Below are 20,360 nucleotides of genomic sequence, written 5' to 3' on the forward strand. Positions count from 1 at the left end.
TTGCGTGGCTTCGCTGTTTGCGGCGCGCCCCACGCGGGGGGGCTCCCCGGGGGGGGGTGGTGGGGGGTATGGCCGGTGGCGCCCATTTTTTGGATCGCTGCCCCCGAAGGGCCCCGCGAAGGCCGGCGCGATCTGGCTGCTGACCGGCCCCAATATGGGCGGCAAGTCGACCTTCCTCAGGCAAAACGCGCTGATCGCCATTCTCGCCCAGACCGGCTCCTTCGTGCCGGCGGCAAGCGCCCATATCGGCGTCGTCGACCGGCTGTTTTCGCGGGTCGGCGCTTCCGACGATCTGGCGCGCGGCCGCTCGACCTTCATGGTCGAGATGGTCGAGACGGCGGCGATCCTCAACCAGGCCGGCGAACGCGCGCTGGTCATCCTCGACGAGATCGGCCGCGGCACCGCCACCTTTGACGGGCTGTCGATCGCCTGGGCGGCGGTCGAATATTTGCACGAGAAAAACCGCTGCCGGGCGATCTTCGCCACGCATTTCCACGAAATGACGGCGCTGGCCGGAAAACTGCCGCGGCTGCACAACGTCACCATGCGGGTCAAGGAATGGGAAGGCGACGTGGTCTTCCTGCACGAGGTCGGCAAGGGTGCGGCCGACCGTTCCTACGGCGTCCAGGTGGCGCGGCTGGCCGGCCTGCCGGAAGCCGTCGTCGGCCGGGCCAAGGAAGTGCTGCACCAGCTCGAGGCGGGCGAGGTCTCGGGCAAGGCCAACCGTCTGGTCGACGACCTGCCGCTGTTTTCCGTGGCGGCGAAGCGGCAAGCGCAGCAGCCGGCAAAGAGTGATGGGCTGGGCGCGGCGCTAGGCGAGATCAATCCTGACGAGATGACGCCAAGGGAGGCGCTGGAGGCGCTGTACCGGCTGAAGGGGATGGTGGGGAAGTAGCCGTCGCTGGCTGAGCCCGCCGTCTGTCGGCATTCCTTCGCGCCCCCCCCTCTGTCCTGCCGGACATCTCCCCCACTTGGGGGGAGATTGGCAGCTTCGCTGATAGCGCTTTTTCTTCGATGTTTGAAGTTGGTGAAAGCCGATGCGACGTCCAATCTCGCCATTCGTGGGGGAGATGTCCGGCAGGACAGAGGGGGGCGCGAAGGATCGCAACCTTAGTTTCTGGTCCCGCGCCGCAACCCTCAAATCATCGCCAAGCCCTGCTTCCGCCTCGGTGGTGGAAAAGCGCGGTCGATTTCTGCGAAATCTTCACTCGTAAGCTCGATGTCCAACGCCGCGACATTCTGCCGGACATGCTCTTGTTTGCCGGCCTTCGGAATGGCGATAACACCCTCTTGCGCCATCACCCAGGCAAGCGCGATCTGCGCCGAGGTGACGTTGTGGCGAGCGGCGATGGTTTCGAGCCTGGCGTTGCGCGCCAATACCCCCTGATCGACCGGCGAATAGGCCATCAGCGGCATGCCGCGTTGCCGGCTCCACGGGGCGAGATCGAACTCGACGCCGCGCTGCGACAGATTGTAGAGCACCTGATTGATCTGGACGTTGTTGCCGCCCGGCAAGCTGGTCAGCTCTTCCATCTCATCGGTATCGAAATTGCTGACGCCCCAGTGGCGAATCTTGCCGGCGTGCCGCAATGCCTCGAAGGCCTCGACCGTCTCCGCCAGCGGCACGCTGCCCGGCCAATGCAGGAGATAGAGATCGATGCGGTCGGTGCGCAGCCGTTTCAGGCTTTTGTCGCAGGCTTGCGGCACGCCGGTGCGCGAGGCATTGGACGGCAGCACCTTGGAGACCAGGAAGACCTCGTCGCGGCGCCCGGCGATGGCCTCCGCCACCACCTCCTCGGCACCGCCGCTGGCATACATTTCGGCGGTGTCGATCAGCGTCATGCCGAGGTCCAGCCCGAGCTTCAGGGCATTGGCCTCATCGCCACGGCGGCGGGTATCCTCGCCCATCTTCCAGGTGCCCTGGCCGAGCACCGGCACGGCTTCGCCGAAGGGCAGGGTGGTCGTTCTTATGGTCGATGGCATGGCATGCTCCAGTCGGGCGGCATCATAGCCGCCAAGGGAAATCCAGGTGAAGCCTCTTTCCTGGATTCCCACTGACGGCGTGAACCGCTACTTCACCGGATGGGCAGCGAGCCAGTCCTGCATCTGCTTGATCTCGGCTTCCTGCGCGGCGATCACCGCTTCGGCCAGCTTGCGGATTTCCGGATCCTTGCCATTGGCAAGCTCGACCTTGGCCATGTCGATCGCCGCCTGGTGATGCGGGATCATGCCGCGGGCGAAATCGACATCGGCATTGCCGGAATATTCGATCGCCATCATGTCGGTATGCATCTTGTCCATCGCTGCCTTGTAGCCGTCGGTCGAAGGGCTCTGCGCGCCCATCGCGCCCATGTCGTGTTTCATCTCCTCGGCTTGCGCCGGAACGCTTTCGAGGAAAACGGCAAGCAGCATTCCCGCCGCCATCATCAGCAGCACGATCTTCTTGGCCAAGGTCATTCATCGTCTCCTTTTTTGAACAGGGTCTATCTGGGCAGTTGACTCAGAGTTTCAACGTCCTGAGCCGCAATGCGTTGGCGATGACCGAAACCGAAGACAGGCTCATCGCCGCCGCCGCCAGCATCGGCGACAACAGCGTGCCGGTGAGCGGATAGAGCACGCCGGCAGCAACCGGCACGCCAAGCACATTGTAGAGGAAAGCGAAAAACAAGTTCTGGCGGATGTTGCGGATCGTTGCGCGGGCCAGCGTGCGGGCCCTGACGATGCCGTTGAGATCGCCCTTGACCAGCGTAATCCCGGCACTTTCGACCGCAACATCGGCGCCGGTGCCCATGGCGATGCCGACATCGGCGGCGGCGAGCGCGGGCGCATCGTTGACGCCGTCGCCGGCCTTGGCGACGCCGGCGCCGCCGGCTCGCAACTCCTCGACCAGCGCGTTCTTCTGTTCCGGCAAAAGCCCGGCACGCACCTCGTCGATGCCGAGCTTGGCTGCGATGGCCTTGGCCGTGCGCTCGTTGTCGCCGGTCGCCATGACGATCTTCAGCCCGCTGTCATGCAGCGCCTTGATCGCCTCGGCGGTGGTCGCCTTGATCGGGTCGGCGACGGCGACGAGGCCGGCGAGCCTGTTGCCGACGGCAACGAACCTCGCGGTCTTGCCGTCGGCCTGCAGCGCCTCGGCGCTGGCCAGGACCGACGCCGTGTCGATGCCGAGATCGGCCATCATCGCGGCATTGCCGAGCGCCACCTTCTGCCCCGAAACCGTGCCGGAAACGCCCTTGCCGGTGACGGCCTCGAAACCGCCGGCCTCGGGAGTACTCACCCCGCGTTCGCGGGCGCCTTCGACGATCGCCTCGGCCAGCGGATGCTCCGAGCCTTTTTCCAGCCCGGCGGCGAGCGCCAGGAGATCGTCTTGCGCCATCCCTTCGACGGCGACGACGTCGGTCAGTCGCGGCCGGCCTTCGGTCAGCGTTCCCGTCTTGTCGACGATCAGCGTATCGACCGAGGCAAAGCGTTCGAGCGCCGCCGCTTCCTTGATCAGCACGCCGGCAAGCGCGCCGCGTCCGGTGGCGGTCATGATCGACATCGGCGTGGCAAGGCCGAGCGCACAGGGGCAGGCGATGATCAGCACCGAGACCGCCGAGACGATGGCAAAGACCAGGCTGGGTTGCGGTCCGACGATCGCCCAGGCGACGAACGCTATGATCGCGACCAGCACGACGGCCGGGACGAAGTAGAACGAGACGCGGTCGGCCAATCCTTGGATCGGCGCGCGCGACCGCTGCGCCTTGGCGACCAGTTCGACGATGCGCGCCAGTGTCGTCTCGGCGCCGATCCTTTCGGCGCGCATGATCAGCGAACCGTTCTTGTTGAGCGTGCCGCCGGTGAGGTTGTCGCCTTCGGTCTTTTCGACCGGCAGCGGCTCGCCCGATATCATCGATTCATCGATGGAGGAGCGTCCTTCGAGCACAATGCCGTCGACCGGCACGGCGTCACCTGGGCGGATGCGCAAGCGGTCGCCGGCCTTGACCGTGTCGAGCGGCACGTCGTTCTCGGAGCCGTCCGCGCCGATCAGCCGCGCCGTCTTCGGCGCCAGGTCGAGCAACGCACGGATCGCCGAGCCGGTTTTCTCACGAGCGCGCAATTCCAGCACCTGGCCGAGGAACACCAGCGCGACGATTACCGCCGCCGCCTCGAAATAGACCGGCACGGTGCCGTCATGGCCGCGGAACTGGTGCGGAAAGAGGCCTGGAAACAGCGTGGCGATGACGCTGTAGAGATAGGCGGCACCGACGCCGAGCGAAATCAGCGTCCACATATTGGGGCTGCGGTTGAGCACCGAGTCCCAGCCGCGGTGGAAGAACGGGAATGCCGCCCACAACACCACCGGGCTGGCCAGCGCCAGTTCCAGCCAGACCTTCGCCCGCTCGTCGATGAAGGCCTGAAACGTCAGGCCGAGCATCGGTGCCATGGCGATGACCAGCAACGGCACGGACAGCACCGCGCTCACCCACAGGCGCCTGGTGAAGTCGACCAGTTCGGGGTTCGGGCCCTCGTCGCCGGTCGGCACGCCCATCGGCTCCAGCGCCATGCCGCAGATCGGGCAGGAGCCGGGTTTGTCGCGGATGATTTCCGGATGCATCGGGCAGGTGTATTGCGTGCCTTTCGGCATCGCCTGCGGCGCCGGCCTGTCGCCGAGGTATTTTGCCGGCTCGGCCTCGAACTTCGCCTTGCAGCCGGCCGAGCAGAAATAGAAGCCCTGGCCCTCATGCCGCAAAAAGTGCTTGGCCGTGACGCGATCGACGCTCATGCTGCAGACGGGATCAATGGCCGTCAGGTATTTTTCCGGTTCTGCGACGAATTTCGCGCGGCAGCTTTCGCTGCAGAAATGATAGCGATGGCCGCCATGCTCGGCCGTTGGCTTGCCGGCAGCCGGATCGACGGTCATGCCGCAGACCGGATCGCGGACGACGGCGGCGGTCGAAGCGCCCTTCGCCGAGCAGCAGCTGCCATGGCCATGGGGGTGATGATCGTGGTCGGAATGCGTCATGCCAAATGCCTCTGTATTTCGATGTTGGGGCGGAGGTAGTGCTTCCAGTGACTGGAAGGTCAAGGGCCAATTTCGACTTTTCGCGCCATAGGCCAAATTGAACCGACCGCGGGGACGATAGGATCGTCCCGTTCCACCGCTACGGAGCACGCGTCCGTCCGCCCCATACCCAGCGCCGCGAAAACGCGCTATAGACGCCGCCGAAACGGCGAGGCCTAACGGCATCCATGGCAAGAATATCACTGAAGCTCGAGGAACTGATCGACGGCGAAGCCTTGCGCCGCGAGATGACCGAACTGACCGCGGCCACGGCAGGCGACGGTTCCGGCAAGGCCGCACGTAGCGGCGTTCTCAAGCTTCTCAAAAGCCGGCTCGCCGACGGGCGCACTGTCGCCGAACGCATGCTGATGGACGATGGCAGCGGCACCGCCTGCGCCGCCCGGCTGTCGCATCTGATGGACGAGATCATCCGCGCGCTCTACGATTTCGCCGCCACCCATGTCTATCGTGTCAAAAACCCGTCATCAGCCGAGCGCATGGCGGTCGTCGCCGTCGGCGGCTATGGCCGCGGCACGCTGGCGCCGGGGTCCGACATCGATCTCCTGTTCCTGCTGCCCTACAAGCAGACGCCCTGGGGCGAACAGATCGTCGAATACATGCTCTACATGCTGTGGGACCTCGGGCTGAAGGTTGGCCACGCCACCCGCAACATCGACGAGTGCCTCAGGCTGTCGCGCACCGACATCACCATTCGCACCTCGATCCTTGAAGCGCGCTTCCTGTGGGGCGAGCAAAAGCTCTATGACGAGCTTTTGCAGCGCTTCGATCACGAGGTGGTGCGCACCACCGGCCCCGAATATGTGCAGGCCAAGCTTGCCGAACGCGACGAGCGCCACGCCAAGGCCGGCGAGAGCCGTTACCTGGTCGAACCCAACGTCAAGGACGGCAAGGGCGGCCTGCGCGACCTGCAGACGCTGTTCTGGATCGGCAAATATTTCTACCGGGTGCGCACCGGCGAAGAACTGGTCGACAAGGGCGTCTTCACCGACGCCGAATACCGGGAATTCCAGAAGGCCGAGGATTTTCTGTGGGCGGTGCGCTGCCACATGCATTTCCTCACCGGCAAGGCCGAGGAGCGGCTGCATTTCGACATCCAGCGCGACATCGCCGAGCGGCTGGGCTACACCACCCATCCCGGCCTGTCGGCGGTCGAGCGCTTCATGAAGCACTACTTCCTCGTCGCCAAGGACGTCGGCGACCTGACCCGCATTTTCTGCGCCGCGCTCGAGGAGGAGCAGGCCAAGCATGTGCCGGGTTTCAACCGCATCTTTCTCACCTTCTCGCGGCGCAAGCGCAAGCTTGCCGGCACGGCTGATTTCATCGTCGACAACCACCGCATCAACATCGCCGACGACCAGGTGTTCGAACGCGATCCGGTCAACCTGCTCAGGCTGTTCTGGTTCGCCGACAAGCACGGCCTGGAATTCCACCCCGATGCGCTGAAGCTTCTGACCCGCTCGCTCGGCCTGGTCGGCAAGGCGCTCAGGCGCGACGAGGAGGCCAACCGGCTGTTCCTCGACATCTTGACCTCGGACCGCAACGCCGAGCTCAATCTGCGGCGCATGAACGAGGCCGGACTGCTTGCCAAGCTGATCCCGGATTTCGGCAAGATCGTCGCCATGATGCAGTTCTCGATGTACCACCACTACACGGTGGACGAGCACCTGATCCGCTGCATCGGCGTGCTGGCCGAGATCGAGCGCGGCGACGGCGAAAAGGTCCATCCGCTTTCCCATACGCTGATGCCGGGGCTGAAGAAGAGCCGCGAGGCGCTCTATGTCGCCGTGCTTCTGCACGACGTCGCCAAGGGCAGGCCGGAGGACCATTCGCAGGCCGGCGCCAGGATCGCCCGGCGCATCTGCCCGCATATGGGGCTCTCGCCGGCCGACACCGAAACGGTCGCCTGGCTGGTCGAGAACCACCTCGTCATGTCGATGACGGCGCAGACCCGCGATCTCAACGACCGCAAGACGATCGAGGATTTTGCCGCCATCGTGCAGTCGGTCGAACGGCTGAAGATGCTGCTGGTGCTTACTGTCTGCGATATCCGTGGCGTCGGGCCGGGCGTCTGGAACGGCTGGAAAGGCCAGTTGCTGCGCACGCTCTACTACGAGACCGAGCTTTTGTTGACCGGTGGGTTTTCGGAGGTGTCGCGCGCCAAGCGGACGGCGGCGGCGCGCGAACAACTGGCCGAGGCGCTTGCCGACTGGCCGGAAAAGGCCCGCAAGCGTTATGTCGGCCAGCACTACGAGAACTACCTGCTGGCGGTCGATCTTCCCGACCAGCTGCGCCATGCCGAATTCATCCGCGAGGCCGACCACGCCGGCAAGAAGCTCGCCACCATGGTCAAGACCCACCAGTTCGAGGCGGTGACCGAGATCACGGTGCTGGCGCAGGATCATCCGCGCCTGCTCTCGGTGATTGCCGGTGCTTGTGCGGCGGCCGGCGGCAACATCGTCGACGCGCAGATCTTCACCACCTCGGACGGCCGCGCGCTGGACACCATCCTGATCTCGAGGGAGTTCGACCTCGACGAAGACGAGCGCCGCCGTGCCGAACGCGTCGGCCGGCTGATCGAGGACGTGTTGTCGGGCAAGAGCTGGCTGCCGGAGATGATCGAGAAGCGCACCAAGCCGCGGCGCGGCGCCAAGGTTTTCCGCATCCCGCCGCGGGCCGAGATCCGCAACACCCTGTCGAACCGGTTCTCGGTGATCGAGGTCGAAGGACTGGACAGGCCAGGCCTTTTGTCGGAGATCACCGGCGTGCTGTCGGACCTGTCGCTCGACATCGCCTCGGCCCACATCACCACCTTCGGCGAAAAGGTCATCGACACGTTCTACGTCACCGACCTCACCGGCCAGAAGATCGACAGCCCGTCGCGCACGGCGACCATTCGCAACAGGCTGATCGCGGTGCTCGAAGGCACGGCGTCCGAGCGCGGCAAGACCAAAGCGGCCGCCGAGTGACTGTTACCTTCCATTTGCCCCAATCCTACAGGCAGTCTCCAAGCGCATGAGCCTTGTCAAGAAATTCGCGACGGTCGCTTCCGGCACGCTGATGAGCCGCGCCCTCGGCTTCGGCCGTGAGATGCTGATGGCTGCGGCACTCGGCACCGGGCCGATCGCCGACGCCTTCAACGCCGCCTTCCAGTTCCCCAATACCTTTCGCCGGCTGTTCGCCGAAGGCGCCTTCAACGCCGCCTTCGTGCCGCTATTCGCCAAGGAGATCGAAACGCACGGCACCGACGGCGCCAAGCGCTTTTCCGAAGAGGTGTTCGGCGTCTTGTTCACGGCGCTTCTGGCGCTGACCATCGCCATGGAACTGGCGATGCCGCTGATCGTGCGCTACCTGGTGGCGCCGGGCTTTGCCGACACGCCGGGAAAATTCGAAACGACGGTCGCGCTGGCAACCGTCATGTTCCCCTACCTGATCTGCATGTCGCTCGGCGCCATGATGGCCGGCATGCTGAATTCGCTGCGCCGCTATTTCGCCGCCGCGGTGGCGCCGGTGTTCCTCAACGTCATCCTCATCGCGGTGCTTGCCTATGCCCGGTACAAGGGTTCGGACGCCCGCACCGTCGGTTTCGGGCTGGCCTGGGGTGTGCTGGCGGCCGGTTTGGTGCAGCTGGCGATCGTCTGGGCGGCGGTGCGCCATGCCGGCATCTCGATCGGCTTCCGCCGGCCGAAGATGACACCGAACGTCAAGCGGCTGCTGATCCTGGCGCTGCCGGCGGCGATCACCGGCGGCATCACCCAGATCAACCAGCTGATCGGCACGGCGATCGCCTCCGCCCAGGACAGCGCGGTGTCGTCGCTGGCCTATGCCGACCGCATCTACCAGCTGCCGTTGGGCGTCGTCGGCGTCGCCGTCGCCATCGTGCTTTTGCCGGAACTGTCGCGGGCGCTGAAGTCAGGCAATCTGATCGAGGCGGCCAATCTGCAGAACCGCTCGGTCGAGTTCACTTTGTTCATGACCTTGCCGGCGGCGGCGGCGCTGCTGGTCATGTCCGAGCCGATCGTGCGGCTGGTCTATGAGCGCGGCGCCTTTGCCGCCAACAATTCGACGCCGACGGTCGCGGCAATCCTGGCGATTTTCGGCCTCGGCCTCCCGGCCTTCGTGCTGATCAAGGCGTTCACCCCAGGCTATTTCGCCCGCGAGGACACGCGCACGCCGATGATTTTCGCCGCCATCTCGGTGGCGGTGAACGTTACAACCGCGCTGACGCTGTTTCCGACGATGGGCGCGCCCGGCATCGCGGTTGCCTCCGCCGTCGCCGGCTGGGTCAATGCGTTCATGCTGCTCGCCGTGCTGGTCCGGCGCGGCCATTGGGGCCGCGACGTGCCGCTCATGAAGCGCATTCCGCGGCTGGTGCTGTCGGCGGCGGTGATGGCCGCGGCGCTTTATTTTGCCGAGCATTGGTTCGCCGCAAGGCTCGCCTCCGGCTCGCCGCTGGTGATCAAGGCGGTAACCCTGCTTGCGCTCGTCGCCGGCGGGGCGCTGCTTTACTTCGTCACCGCCTTCGCCACCGGCGGCGCCGATTTCGGCATGATCCGGCGCAATATCGGGCGGAAGGGGTCCCAGCCGGTCAAGGAACAGTCTCCAGATCCGTGAAGCGGAATTCGTCCGCCGTCGAAAGCATCGGAACGGCGTAGTAGCGCGCACAGGCATAGTGGAAACAGTCGGCCATGTTCAGGCGGCCAGCGTTGCCGCGAAACCGCGACGCAGCCTCGACAGACAGAGATGCTGCGTCCGAGGCAGGCGGAAGCTCCCGCAAGGTGATTCCACGCTCTTCGAGAAAACGGCTGACTATCTCCAGGCTTATGGCGACCGATATGGCCAGCTTTTCCGATCGCGAAAGCGCCATCGCGGCTTCCCAAACCGCGATCGCCGACGTGAACGGAGCCGACGCTTTCATGACCGCCTGCGCGCAGCGCTGGGCTTCGGGCTCGTTGCTCAGTATTGCAACGATAGCGGCTGCGTCGATGAACATCAGTCTTCGCCGGACAATTCGTCGTAGACCGAGCGCGGCAGCGGGTTGCGCGCCTGCTCGCTCAGCTCAATACCGAACTCAGCCCGGAGCCGTGCCGCCGTCTCCAGCGGCGTCTCGCGGTTGCGCCGGCGCTCCAGAGCTTCGCGCATGGCGATCACGATTGCCTCGGTGATGCCGACACCTTCAAGCCTGGCAAAAGCCCGCGTCAGGCTGTCCGCTTCCTTGTTGTTGATGTTGATCGTCATTGTTTTGCTTCCGTTGTGTGTAGCAAATGTTATGTAGCTATCCTACATCAATGCGTCAATGCGGGCCTGAGCCAAATTGAACGCAATCGCCAAGGCGAGCTATTTTGTTCTTGCTTTGTGCCGGCAGCTATGCTACTAATTTGGCTATGGTGCTGATTCGCGCCGAGGACCCGCCGCAAGGCGGGTTTTTGTTTCTGATCGGCGACATCCCCTTCAAACAGCCTTCTGCTCGGCCGAAGCCAAAGCCCTGCGCCGTCCAGTCGACACCCTCTTGATCGTCTCCTCGCTCTCGTCCATAAGCGCGCCGTCGCAAGACTTTCGCCGCGCGCGAAACGGCCCTCCACAAGCCAAGGAAACACCATGACCGCCTTCAAGCCACTCGTCTTTTCCGGCGTCCAGCCGACCGGCAATCTGCATCTCGGCAATTATCTCGGCGCCATCAAGAAATTCGTCGCCCTGCAGGACACCTCCGACTGCATCTATTGCGTCGTCGACCTGCATTCGCTGACCGCGCAGCTCGTCTATGAGGACCTTCAGGACCAGACGCGTTCGATCACCGCGGCGTTTCTCGCCTCCGGCATCGATCCGGCCAAGCACATCGTCTTCAACCAGTCGCGGGTGATGCAGCACGCCGAGCTCGCCTGGATCTTCAACTGCGTGGCGCGGATCGGTTGGATGAACCGCATGACGCAGTTCAAGGACAAGGCCGGCAAGGACCGCGAGAACGCCTCGCTCGGCCTGCTCGCCTATCCGAGCCTGATGGCCGCCGATATCCTCGTCTACCGCGCCACCCATGTGCCGGTCGGCGACGACCAGAAGCAGCATCTGGAGCTGACCCGCGACATTGCGCAGAAATTCAACAACGACTTTTCGGACCGCATCGCAGCGCTTGGTGTCGGCGTCGAGATGCAGGTAGGCGAAGAGACCGTGAACGGCTATTTCCCACTGACCGAGCCGGTCATCGGCGGCCCGGCGGCGCGCATCATGTCGCTGCGCGACGGTTCGAAGAAGATGTCGAAGTCCGACCCGTCCGACCTGTCGCGCATCAATCTGACCGACGATGCCGATGCCATCTCGAAGAAGATCCGCAAGGCCAAGACCGACCCGGAAGCCTTGCCGGGCGAACTGGACGGCCTTGCCGGCCGGCCGGAAGCGGAAAACCTTGTGGGCATCTATGCCGGTCTTGCCGAGATATCGAAAGAGGCGGTGCTGCAAGAGTTCGGCGGCCAGCAGTTTTCGGTGTTCAAGCCGGCACTGGCTGATCTCGCGGTGGAAAAGCTGGCGCCGATCGCCGGCGAGATGCGCCGCATCTCCGGCGACCGCACCTATGTCGACGCGGTGCTGCGGGATGGCGGCGAGCGCGCCGGTACGTTGGCCGAAGCGACGATGAAGACCGTGCGCGACATTATCGGCCTGCTGCAAGGCTGAGCTTAGAGCGGCGCCCTATCGCCACAGCCGCCGGTCGCTTGCGGGCGGGCTGTGGCGGTGGCAGATTGCGAACCGAAACCATCGAACAGGGTGAATATGGTCTCCAAACGCCTCAGCCGCGAAGCCGGTCATCGCCGCAAGTTCCTGGCGATCATCGACGATACGCCGGAATGCGAGCGCGCCGTCGCCTACGCCTCGAAGCGGGCGCAAAGCACGGGCGGCGTGCTGGTGCTGCTCTATGTCATCGAGCCCGACGATTTCCAGCACTGGCTGGGCGTCGAGAAGATCATGCGCGAGGAGGCGACCGCCACGGCGCGCGCGGCACTGGACAGCTACGCCAACAAGGTGCGCCAGAAGCTCGGCATCGAGCCGGAGCTGGTGGTGCGCGAAGGCAAGCCGACCGAAGAGATCCACAAGCTGATCGAGGAAGACCAGGACATCGCCATCCTGGTGCTGGCGGCAGGCGCCGGCAAGGAAGGGCCTGGGCCGCTGGTCGGCGCGGTCGCCGGCAAGGGCGCCGCGTTTCCCATTCCGGTCACCGTGGTGCCGCAGAACCTGTCCGACGAAGAGATCGACAGCCTCGCCTGAGCGCGCCTCGCTCGGGGCCGGGGGTAAAACATTCCGCCTGCGGCCGGTTGCAGCGATGCCTTTCGCTTGAATGTCGGGCGGATAAAGCCTAATTAGAATTATTCCAAACTAGTTGCCCGAAACGGGCACGGAGACGGCCATGTTCATCCAGACCGAGTCGACGCCAAACCCGGCGACGCTGAAATTCCTGCCCGGCAAGGAAGTGCTTGTTGAAGGCACCGCCGATTTCCGCGATGCCGACAGTGCCGCGACGGCTTCGCCGCTGGCCGGCCGGCTGTTCGAGATTCCCGGCGTTACCGGCGTCTTCTTCGGTTATGATTTCATCACCGTGACCAAGGACGGCCCCGACTGGCAGCATCTGAAGCCGGCGATCCTCGGCGCCATCATGGAGCATTTCATGTCCGGCGCCCCGGTGATGGCCAGGGCCGGCCCCGCCGCCGAGACCAGCCAGACCGGCGAATTCTACGACAAGGCCGACGAGGAGCTGGTGATCACCATCAAGGAACTGCTCGACACGCGGGTGCGCCCGGCGGTGGCCCAGGATGGCGGCGACATCACCTTCCGCGGCTTCGAGAACGGCACCGTGTTCCTGCACATGAAAGGCGCCTGCGCCGGCTGCCCGTCGTCGACGGCGACGCTGAAGCACGGCATCCAGAACCTGCTCCGGCACTTTGTGCCGGAAGTGCAGCACGTCGAACAGGTCTCCTGATATTTCTGCTCCGCCGACAGCCTGACGCGGTTTCCGCGCTTCCAAATACAAACGGCAAAAAACAAAAAACCGGGCCAAGTGCCCGGTTTTCTGTTTGCGACGTCTGTGTTGCCTAGACGGTCCGCGTAAGGATAGTTTTATAAGACGATGACCTTGGCGCCGACCGAGGTGCGGTCGTAGAGGTCGATAATGTCCTGGTTCATCAGCCGGATGCAGCCCGACGACATCGCCTTGCCGATCGAATTCCATTCCGGGCTGCCATGCAGGCGGTAGCCCATATCGCCGCCCTTGTTGAACAGGTACATGGCGCGCGCGCCGAGCGGGTTCTTCAGTCCCGGATCCATGCCGCTGGCAAATTTGGCCAGCTCCGGCTGGCGCCTGATCATCTGCGAAGGCGGCGTCCAGGTCGGCCATTCGCGCTTCAGCGCGATATGGGCGGTGCCGTGCCACTCGAAACCCTCACGGCCGACGCCGATGCCGTAGCGCATCGCCTCGCCGTCGCCCATGACGAAGTAGAGGAATTTGTTCTGCGTATCGACGATGATGGTGCCCGGCTTTTCCTTGGTGTCGTAGTCGACGATCTGCCGGCGGTATTTGAACGGCACCTTTTCGATGGGGATGCGCGGCAGGTGATAGCCGGCATCGGTCACCGCGCCATAGTCGTTGGTGAAGATCTGCGAGCCGATGGTGCTGCAACCGGCGACAGCCGTCGACAGCGCCAGGGCCGCGACGATTGCAAGTGACTTCATGCGCATGAAAAGGTCCGATGCCCTGCCCAAACAACAGCGGCTCGAGTCGGCCGCTTTTTCATCTTCATTCATGCTGGCATTTGCTTTGCTTGCCAAGCGGGCGATGCCTATATCCATGGGCTTGCGTGCCGGTAAACCAGCGACTATGGCATTTCGGCAACAGCCCCCGCAGGATTATGCTGCAAAATCAATGGGCCAAGAACAAGAACCAGCAGACGAGGAAATCACCATGAATGTCGGTGACGCTGCCCAGCGTTCTGGCCTGCCGGCCAAGACCATCCGTTACTACGAGTAGATCGGCCTGATCTCGCCTGCGCGTGCCAACAACGGTTACCGCGACTATTCGGGCGATGACATCCACCGGTTGGCGTTTCTGCGCCGCGCCCGCAATCTCGGTTTTTCCATCGACGACTGCCGCCAGCTGATGGCGCTCTACCAGGATCGCAGCCGCGCCAGCCACGACGTCCGCGAGATCGCCGCCGCGCATGTCACGGCAATCGAGGACAAGATACGTGAGCTGCAGTCGATGCGGGCAACCCTGCAGAAGCTGATCCACGCCTGCCACGGCGACGACAGGCCGGACTGCCCGATTTTGGAGGATATTGCGCGGGCGGCGCCGGCCGGCGAGAAGAGTGCTTCGGCGGCGGCGTAGAACCGCGTCGACGAATTCACGATGCAGCAGGGCGCGGCCGGCGGCTATGCCTCGAAACTCGGCAAAGCCGCAAGGCGTCCTTATGATCCCGGTGGGCGATACCGGATCGACTTCGCCCTCCCAAGGGCTTCCATCGTCTCTTCGACACTTAACAGCACGGTGGTCTGGTATGAGCTGAGCGCGCCTCCCGCACCAATGGCAAGCATGACAGATGCCATGGACACATTGTCCGGCGCCTCCCACAGATTCCAGCCATCGTGCTCTCCGAAGGCGTACCAGAAGCCGTGCAGCTTTCCGCCGACCGACTCGATGTAGGAACGGGCAGCCTCGCGTCTGTCCTCGGGGTTTTCGATCAAGCGCGCCCAGGTTCCGGGCTCGTAGCTGAATTGCGTGAGATACATCGGCATGGTTCGTCTCCTCCCAGAGCTGCCCCCCACGAAGACATAGTAAGCGCCGCGATCCGGGGGAACGCGAGTCGTTTCCGAGCCGGTGTGTCAAAAATATACGGCCGGCCATCCCCTAGGCTGGGTAGTTCGGCCGGCTTAGTTGCGGGAATGCTAATGGACGTGCTTCAATCCCCTCCTTGAGGGAGTAAGATCAATGGCAGCATATCTTATTGCTGATGTCGCCATAACCGACGCCGCCGTTTTCGAGGAATACCGCAGGGAAGTGCCGGCAACCGAAGCGCGCTACGGAGGAAGATATATCGCTCGTGGCGGACCCACCAAAGTGCTGGAAGGCGACTGGGAGCCTCATCGCCTCGTCATCGTCGAATTCCCGGATATGGCCTCCCTCATGGCATGGTACGACTCTCCAGAATACGGCCGGCTCAAAGCCATCCGCGAACGCTCCGCAAAGACCAGGATCATTGCCCTGGAGGGCATGATGCCGGTTAGTTAAAAGTCGAATATCTACGCATGTCACGGCGACGACAGGCCCGACTGCCCGATTTTGGAGGATATGCGGGTGGCGGACGGCTGGTGACAAGCGTGCTTCGGCGACGGCTGGGTATCCTGGCATCGACGGGTTGACTGCGCTGATGGATTGGGCATAGAGGCACCGAGGTCTGAGGGCGGGACGGTGACGCATCGGTCTGCAAAACCGACGTAGTGGGTTCAATTCCCACTCAGACCTCCAGCCAGCCCACCGGCGCTGATTTGTTCCGCTGTAATCAATTATAGACGCATCTTAAAATGTTGATGCCGGCCGGTCGAGGACCATATTCCTATTCGTCTTTGGGTTTGTCGAACAGATAATCGCCGGAAAAGTCCGCACGATCTTCGTCCGGAGTACCGCCCTCATAGGCAGGGCGCGCGGGGTGAGACCAAACGCATTTATGCACTCATTGAACGGGACCTCCATATCAATATGGACCCAACACCGGATCGGCAGGCGATGTTTGACCTAGGGTTGTGTCATGGCGTTGAAAATGCCGGCGCCAACTATCGCACATAAGGCTGCGGCCCCAAGCCCCCCACAATGATGCACCACCAGGCGCGGCCATTTCCCCGAAGCATGGGATTCATTTTTATCATCCGTCGCGCCAGAAGCCCCTGGTAAAGCGCATAAGAAGACCCGAAACCGGCAAGCCAAACAACGGAAAATACGATGCCCCGAGTGAGCATCCTATTGAGCCTAGTCTGCTCGACCGTCAAACTTGCATTCTCAGTAACCACGCTTCGCCACCTTTTTGATTAAGCTGCGACCACTATCGGGCCTGCAGCGGTGAATATTAGATCAACGGCGACGCCTCGCGAAAACATAGCTCCCCTCACCCGTAGGAATTGCATTGCTAACGCGAGCGGCCCGCCTTGGGGTAGGGTGGGCCTCTATCGTTTCTCAAAAGGCAATTATGTACTTTACAAACAGGAAGGCCTGAAGACACGGGTAGGCCCTTCTTCGGGCTCGATCACCAGCACAACGTTTTCTGGGTTTTGCCAAGGCAACAACATCACGTAGGCCGCAAAATCGTCTTCAGGGAAATGGTTGAAGCCACCACCGGCTACAAACATTTGCGGGTGCTTGCTGCCGCCAAAGCTATCCTCGACGCTGTTAAGTTGTTGGAAGGGGGCGCGCTCTGCCAGCCATTCCTGTATGCTCTCGAAGAGAATGGGCAGGCCGTTCGGGCTCGATCGATCTTCAACAGAAGACGTACAAAGCACCACACCGCTCACGACGCTCATTGTGACTCAGCCATTGCCTAACGGGCCTTCTTGCCCGTCTCCAGCCGTTCGAAAGCAGCTTCTTCGTTGTGGAAGTGTGGCTCGAAAAGGACACTCATAACCCGGATTCCTACTGTGGATTCAAGGTATCAGGCACATCGCCGTGTTTGTAAAGTGCGTAATCGCCCATCAAAAACAGGTTCAAATCGTGAACAAAATCTGGCATGGTGCCGCCATGCCGATCATCTCACCGATTCCCCTCAATCCGCTCATCGACGGCCGCCAGTCGGAGCGCGCCATGCTGGTCAGGCGCGGCGTGCAGCGGCTGCTCAGGGATATGGGCGCGCATGTCTTGCCCGAACTGTCGCTGGCCACCGGCCGGCGCGCCGATCTCGTCGCGCTGACCCGCCACGGCGACATTTGGATCATCGAGATCAAATCCTCGGTCGAGGATTTCAGGGTCGACCGCAAATGGCCTGACTACCGGCTGCATTCCGACCGCTTCTTCTTCGCCACCCATCCCGGCGTACCCCAGGAGATCTTTCCGGAGGAGTGCGGCTTCATTCTCTCCGACGGCTACGGTGCCGAGATTTTGCGCGATGCGCCCGAGCACCGCATGGCAGCGGCGACGCGCAAGGCGCTGATGCTGCGGATCGCACGCGCCAGTGCGTCGCGGCTGCTCGCGGCCGAGCTTGCCGGCGTGTCGGTGCCGGCGCTGGACGGCGAGAGCGAGTAGGGGTTGCTCTCCGTAATTGTAGATGTGGGCGCTGCCCCTCATCCGGCTGCCGCCACCTTCTCCCCGTAAGTGACGGGGAGAAGGGAGATGGCCGGACAGCTATTCCACGATGCGGTAGATGTTCCATAGGCTGGTGCCCGACACGACATAGGGCTCCATCTCCTTGCCCCATTTGGCGTGCGCGTCGATCTTGCCGATCCTGGCGAAGAACTCTTCCAGCTGGGCGAGGCTCTCGACCTGGTGGTGGGACTCGATCGTCGCCTCCCGCGCGCCGATCGATCCGGTCATGATCTGGAACTTGAGGTCGTCGAGACCGACCTGCGAGCCGATCTCGCGTTCCCATTTTTTCAACAGGTCGAGCACGGTCTGCTTGTGCCCGAACCTGGCGTCGATCTGCCATCTGGCGCTGAACATGGCCGCCTCACTCGTCCCAGGCCTGCACGACCGTCTGCCGTGCGATGAGGCCGTTCTTCAACTCCAGCATCGCCGCGCAGAACACCTTGGTCCCGTCCGGATAGGAGCAGGCCTGGGTGAAGGCGAGACTGTTGCCGTCGGCGATGGTGGTGTCGACCTTGTGGGTCATCGCCCGGCTGCAGATGTCGTCCCAGAACGTGGTGATCGCCGCGCGTCCGTGGATTTCACGCGGCTTGCTCGGCGGGTTGTTGCGGTCGATCACCCGCACCAATGCATCGTCGGCATAGAAGCTCGACAGCAATTTTCCGTCACGGCCCTCGATCGCCTTCTTGACCGCCGCACCGTCTACCGTCTGTGTCTTGGTCAGCATTTTATCCTCCATTGGCCCGTCTTCACCGGGCGTTCAATTGATCAGAACCGCCCGGCGCTCGCCGCCGGGCAGTGGTCTTTCACTGCGACTTGGCCTTGACGGCCGCGAACACCTCATCGGACTGCTTCTTGAAGGCGGTGAAGTCGACCTGGCTGCCGTTGAGCATCGTCGACCAGTGCCGCACGATCGCCGCCATCGCCACGGCCTCCTTGATCTCCTCGTCGCTGGCGCCATTGAGCTTGGCCGCCTGCGTGTGGAAATAGATGCAGTACTGGCAGGGGATCTGCGAGGCGACGGCGAGGCCCATCAATTCCTTGGTCTTGCCGTCGAGCGCGGTGTTCGGGTTGAGCTGCACGCCCTTGATCTCGGCCCAGGCGCCGGCAACGGCGACGTCCGGCAGCGTCTTGAACATGTCCGGTACCGAGCCGAGCGTTGCCTGGATGTCCTTGTAGGCAGCCGTCGCCGAGGCGTCTTCGGCCTTGGCAGGAACGATCGCCAACAGCGCGCCAACGCCTGCCGCCAGCACCAGTGATTTGAGTGTCGACTTCAGCATTTTATTCCTCCCTTCGCAGCGCCTTTCCCGGCGATATCCGCCTGGCCTGCATGGGACGAAGTGATAGCGCTTACGCATGCCCGGCCGCTTCGCCCGAAAGCGCCATGGCTCCTATGGCCCGTGCGGGCCAGCGTGCCGGGCCGAGAACGCCGCCGCCGCCGCCCGCGACGGCAGGTCCAGCTTGAGCAGAATATTGGCGACGTGGCGCTTGACGGTGTGTTCGCTCAGCCCGAGTTCGGCGGCGATCGCGGCATTGCTCTTGCCATCGGCGATGAGGTTCACCACCTCGCTTTCGCGCGCCGTCAGTGCGGCCGGCTCGGCAGCCTTGGCCTTCGGCCGGCAGGCCGGCTCCAGATGCTGTTCCGAGGTCGCCTGCACCAGCGCCAGCGGCTCATCCAGCTCGTCAAGCGCGATGCGCCCGGCGTCATTGAAATGAAGGCCTGAACCGGCGGCGAGGTCGGCGACCAGCCGCGAAGCGAGGATGTCGCCGCGCCCGGCATGCGCGGCAAGCTGCATCGTCACGCGCGCCGTCAACCCCGTCGGCGGCCCACGCAACTCGACCTCGCCGACATGCACGCCCTGCGCGCTGAGGACGCCGATCTCCTGCGCCGCATCGCGCAGCGCCGCCGCGCAGCGTACGGCCCGCGCCGGGCCGTCGAAGCGCGCCATCATCAGCTCGCCATGCGTGCCGGCCGGGCGGCCGCCATGGCGCCCGACCAGCAGCCGCCATGTTTCCTGAAAACGCTGGCTGCGCTCGCTCCACATGCGGTCGCCAAGCCGCGCCGTGTCGTAGATCCGGGTGACCAGCAGTGCAGCCAGCACGCGCTCGGCCTCGGCAACGGCGCGCGCTCCGGTCAGGAATTCCTCGATCAGATCGGCCACCCGGTCGATATCGCCGGTCCAGATCGGGTGGTCGCGCCCGGCCACCTCGACCAGCCGCGAATTCGGGATCTTCCTTGCCAGGAAGCGGCTGGCCTCCGGGTCGACGCGCGCGTCGTTGCGGCGATGGATGAGCAGCGTCGGTGCGCTGATCGCCGCCAGCACGCCGCGCACGTCGATAGCTGCATTCATGCGGGCCAGGGCGATTGCCGCGGTCGGGCTCGCCGACAGCCGCTCGAAGCGCGCCCACCATGTGGCGAAACGCGGATCGTCGACGCGGCCGGGCGCGAAATGCGGCAGGGTGGCGCCGGTGCCCCATGCGGTCTCCGCCGTCGCGATGAACGCCTCAAGGCGTTCCGGCGGCATCACCCATTTGTGGAAATGCGCATAGCCGCCATAAAGCGTCAGCGCCCGCGTCCGCTCCGGGTAGGTGGCGGCGAACAGCATTGCCATCGGCGCGCCTTCCGAAGCGCCAAGCAAGGCGGCGCGGCCGCTGCCGGCCGCATCCATCACCGCGCGCACGTCGTCCATGCGGGTTTCAAGGCTGGGCAGGTGGTGGGCATCGACGCGGTCGGACAGACCGGTGCCCCGCTTGTCGAACAGAATCAGGCGCGAGAACGCCGAAAGCCGCTTCAACAGCCGGCTGTAGCCCTCGTCTTCCCAGTGCAGGTCGAGATTGGAAATGAAGCCCGGCACAAAGACGAGATCGAACGATCCCTGGCCGACCACCTGATAGGCGATCCGCACGTCGCCGCTAAGCGCGTATCGAGTTTCGATCGGCCTCACGAGATTTGTCCGCTCGACCCGACGATTTCTTATC

General features: G+C 63.7%; 20 protein-coding genes, 1 tRNA gene and 1 pseudogene. 10 read left to right on the forward strand and 12 right to left on the reverse strand.

Annotated features, from left to right (window positions below; genetic code table 11):
- A partial coding sequence (locus NKJ08_RS25175) for a MutS-related protein (RefSeq protein WP_502906353.1) occupies positions 1-895 on the forward strand: 895 nt, incomplete at its 5' end.
- Positions 896-1,137: 242 nt separating this feature from the next.
- Here NKJ08_RS25175 and NKJ08_RS25180 read toward each other — a convergent pair.
- From NKJ08_RS25180 to NKJ08_RS25190, 3 genes are all read right to left on the reverse strand, one after another.
- The gene (locus NKJ08_RS25180; RefSeq protein WP_352522634.1) at positions 1,138-1,983 is read right to left on the reverse strand and encodes an aldo/keto reductase; all 846 of its coding nucleotides are present in this window, start codon (positions 1,981-1,983) and stop codon (positions 1,138-1,140) included.
- 87 nt (positions 1,984-2,070) lie between these two features.
- Positions 2,071-2,457, reverse strand: a complete 387-nt coding sequence (copM, locus tag NKJ08_RS25185; protein WP_352522635.1) for a CopM family metallochaperone — start codon at positions 2,455-2,457, stop codon at positions 2,071-2,073.
- Positions 2,458-2,500: 43 nt separating this feature from the next.
- Positions 2,501-5,005 carry a heavy metal translocating P-type ATPase gene (locus tag NKJ08_RS25190; RefSeq protein WP_352783885.1) on the reverse strand — a complete coding sequence of 835 codons (2,505 nt, stop codon included), beginning with the start codon at positions 5,003-5,005 and terminating at the stop codon, positions 2,501-2,503.
- Between the two features lie 227 nt (positions 5,006-5,232).
- Here NKJ08_RS25190 and NKJ08_RS25195 point away from each other — a divergent pair, with 227 nt between their 5' ends.
- Entirely contained in the window at positions 5,233-8,031 is a 2,799-nt protein-coding gene (locus NKJ08_RS25195; RefSeq protein WP_352522637.1) for a [protein-PII] uridylyltransferase, read from the forward strand.
- Between the two features lie 46 nt (positions 8,032-8,077).
- Positions 8,078-9,676, forward strand: coding sequence for a murein biosynthesis integral membrane protein MurJ (murJ, locus tag NKJ08_RS25200; RefSeq protein ID WP_352783888.1), 1,599 nt, complete (start codon positions 8,078-8,080; stop codon positions 9,674-9,676).
- Here murJ and NKJ08_RS25205 read toward each other — a convergent pair.
- Entirely contained in the window at positions 9,651-10,055 is a 405-nt protein-coding gene (locus NKJ08_RS25205) for a type II toxin-antitoxin system VapC family toxin (protein ID WP_352522639.1), read from the reverse strand. The genes murJ and NKJ08_RS25205 overlap by 26 nt on opposite strands.
- Entirely contained in the window at positions 10,055-10,300 is a 246-nt protein-coding gene (locus NKJ08_RS25210) for a type II toxin-antitoxin system VapB family antitoxin (RefSeq protein WP_352522640.1), read from the reverse strand. The genes NKJ08_RS25205 and NKJ08_RS25210 overlap by 1 nt, the downstream gene beginning before the upstream one ends.
- A 360-nt stretch (positions 10,301-10,660) precedes the next feature.
- On the opposite strand from NKJ08_RS25210, the gene trpS reads away from it, so the two are divergent.
- From trpS to NKJ08_RS25225, 3 genes are all read left to right on the forward strand, one after another.
- The gene (gene trpS / locus NKJ08_RS25215; protein WP_352522641.1) at positions 10,661-11,728 is read left to right on the forward strand and encodes a tryptophan--tRNA ligase; all 1,068 of its coding nucleotides are present in this window, start codon (positions 10,661-10,663) and stop codon (positions 11,726-11,728) included.
- 96 nt (positions 11,729-11,824) lie between these two features.
- Complete coding sequence (locus tag NKJ08_RS25220) at positions 11,825-12,316, forward strand: universal stress protein (protein ID WP_023717912.1); 492 nt, start codon at positions 11,825-11,827, stop codon at positions 12,314-12,316.
- 139 nt (positions 12,317-12,455) lie between these two features.
- A complete protein-coding gene (locus NKJ08_RS25225; RefSeq protein WP_352522642.1) occupies positions 12,456-13,025 on the forward strand; it encodes a NifU family protein in 570 nt (189 codons plus the stop codon).
- 137 nt (positions 13,026-13,162) lie between these two features.
- Here the strand turns inward: NKJ08_RS25225 and NKJ08_RS25230 are convergent, their stop codons facing one another.
- Positions 13,163-13,780 carry a L,D-transpeptidase gene (locus NKJ08_RS25230; protein WP_352522643.1) on the reverse strand — a complete coding sequence of 206 codons (618 nt, stop codon included), beginning with the start codon at positions 13,778-13,780 and terminating at the stop codon, positions 13,163-13,165.
- Between the two features lie 223 nt (positions 13,781-14,003).
- Here NKJ08_RS25230 and cueR point away from each other — a divergent pair.
- A pseudogene (gene cueR / locus NKJ08_RS25235) lies at positions 14,004-14,426 on the forward strand (Cu(I)-responsive transcriptional regulator).
- Between the two features lie 80 nt (positions 14,427-14,506).
- Here cueR and NKJ08_RS25240 read toward each other — a convergent pair.
- A complete protein-coding gene (locus tag NKJ08_RS25240) occupies positions 14,507-14,833 on the reverse strand; it encodes a GYD domain-containing protein (protein WP_352522645.1) in 327 nt (108 codons plus the stop codon).
- Between the two features lie 193 nt (positions 14,834-15,026).
- Here NKJ08_RS25240 and NKJ08_RS25245 point away from each other — a divergent pair, with 193 nt between their 5' ends.
- Entirely contained in the window at positions 15,027-15,326 is a 300-nt protein-coding gene (locus NKJ08_RS25245; RefSeq protein ID WP_352783891.1) for a DUF1330 domain-containing protein, read from the forward strand.
- Positions 15,327-15,489: 163 nt separating this feature from the next.
- A tRNA-Cys gene (locus tag NKJ08_RS25250) sits at positions 15,490-15,563 on the forward strand.
- A 722-nt stretch (positions 15,564-16,285) separates the two neighbouring features.
- Here NKJ08_RS25250 and NKJ08_RS25255 read toward each other — a convergent pair.
- Positions 16,286-16,609, reverse strand: a complete 324-nt coding sequence (locus NKJ08_RS25255) for a hypothetical protein (RefSeq protein WP_352522647.1) — start codon at positions 16,607-16,609, stop codon at positions 16,286-16,288.
- Positions 16,610-16,823: 214 nt separating this feature from the next.
- Here NKJ08_RS25255 and NKJ08_RS25260 point away from each other — a divergent pair, with 214 nt between their 5' ends.
- Positions 16,824-17,324 (forward strand): MmcB family DNA repair protein, encoded by a 501-nt coding sequence (locus NKJ08_RS25260; RefSeq protein ID WP_352776387.1) that lies wholly within the window; start codon positions 16,824-16,826, stop codon positions 17,322-17,324.
- Positions 17,325-17,423: 99 nt separating this feature from the next.
- On the opposite strand, the gene NKJ08_RS25265 is transcribed toward NKJ08_RS25260, so the two are convergent.
- From NKJ08_RS25265 to NKJ08_RS25280, 4 genes are all read right to left on the reverse strand, one after another.
- Positions 17,424-17,738, reverse strand: coding sequence for a hypothetical protein (locus tag NKJ08_RS25265; RefSeq protein WP_352522648.1), 315 nt, complete (start codon positions 17,736-17,738; stop codon positions 17,424-17,426).
- 7 nt (positions 17,739-17,745) lie between these two features.
- Positions 17,746-18,108 carry a nuclear transport factor 2 family protein gene (locus NKJ08_RS25270; RefSeq protein WP_352783894.1) on the reverse strand — a complete coding sequence of 121 codons (363 nt, stop codon included), beginning with the start codon at positions 18,106-18,108 and terminating at the stop codon, positions 17,746-17,748.
- Positions 18,109-18,187: 79 nt separating this feature from the next.
- Entirely contained in the window at positions 18,188-18,661 is a 474-nt protein-coding gene (locus NKJ08_RS25275; RefSeq protein WP_352522650.1) for a carboxymuconolactone decarboxylase family protein, read from the reverse strand.
- 111 nt (positions 18,662-18,772) lie between these two features.
- Entirely contained in the window at positions 18,773-20,326 is a 1,554-nt protein-coding gene (locus tag NKJ08_RS25280; protein ID WP_352522651.1) for an alpha/beta fold hydrolase, read from the reverse strand.
- Between the last annotated feature and the right edge of the window lie 34 nt (positions 20,327-20,360).

It is taken from the genome of Mesorhizobium sp. M0244, from assembly GCF_040321795.1.
In the GTDB taxonomy this organism is placed as follows: Bacteria; Pseudomonadota; Alphaproteobacteria; order Rhizobiales; family Rhizobiaceae; genus Mesorhizobium.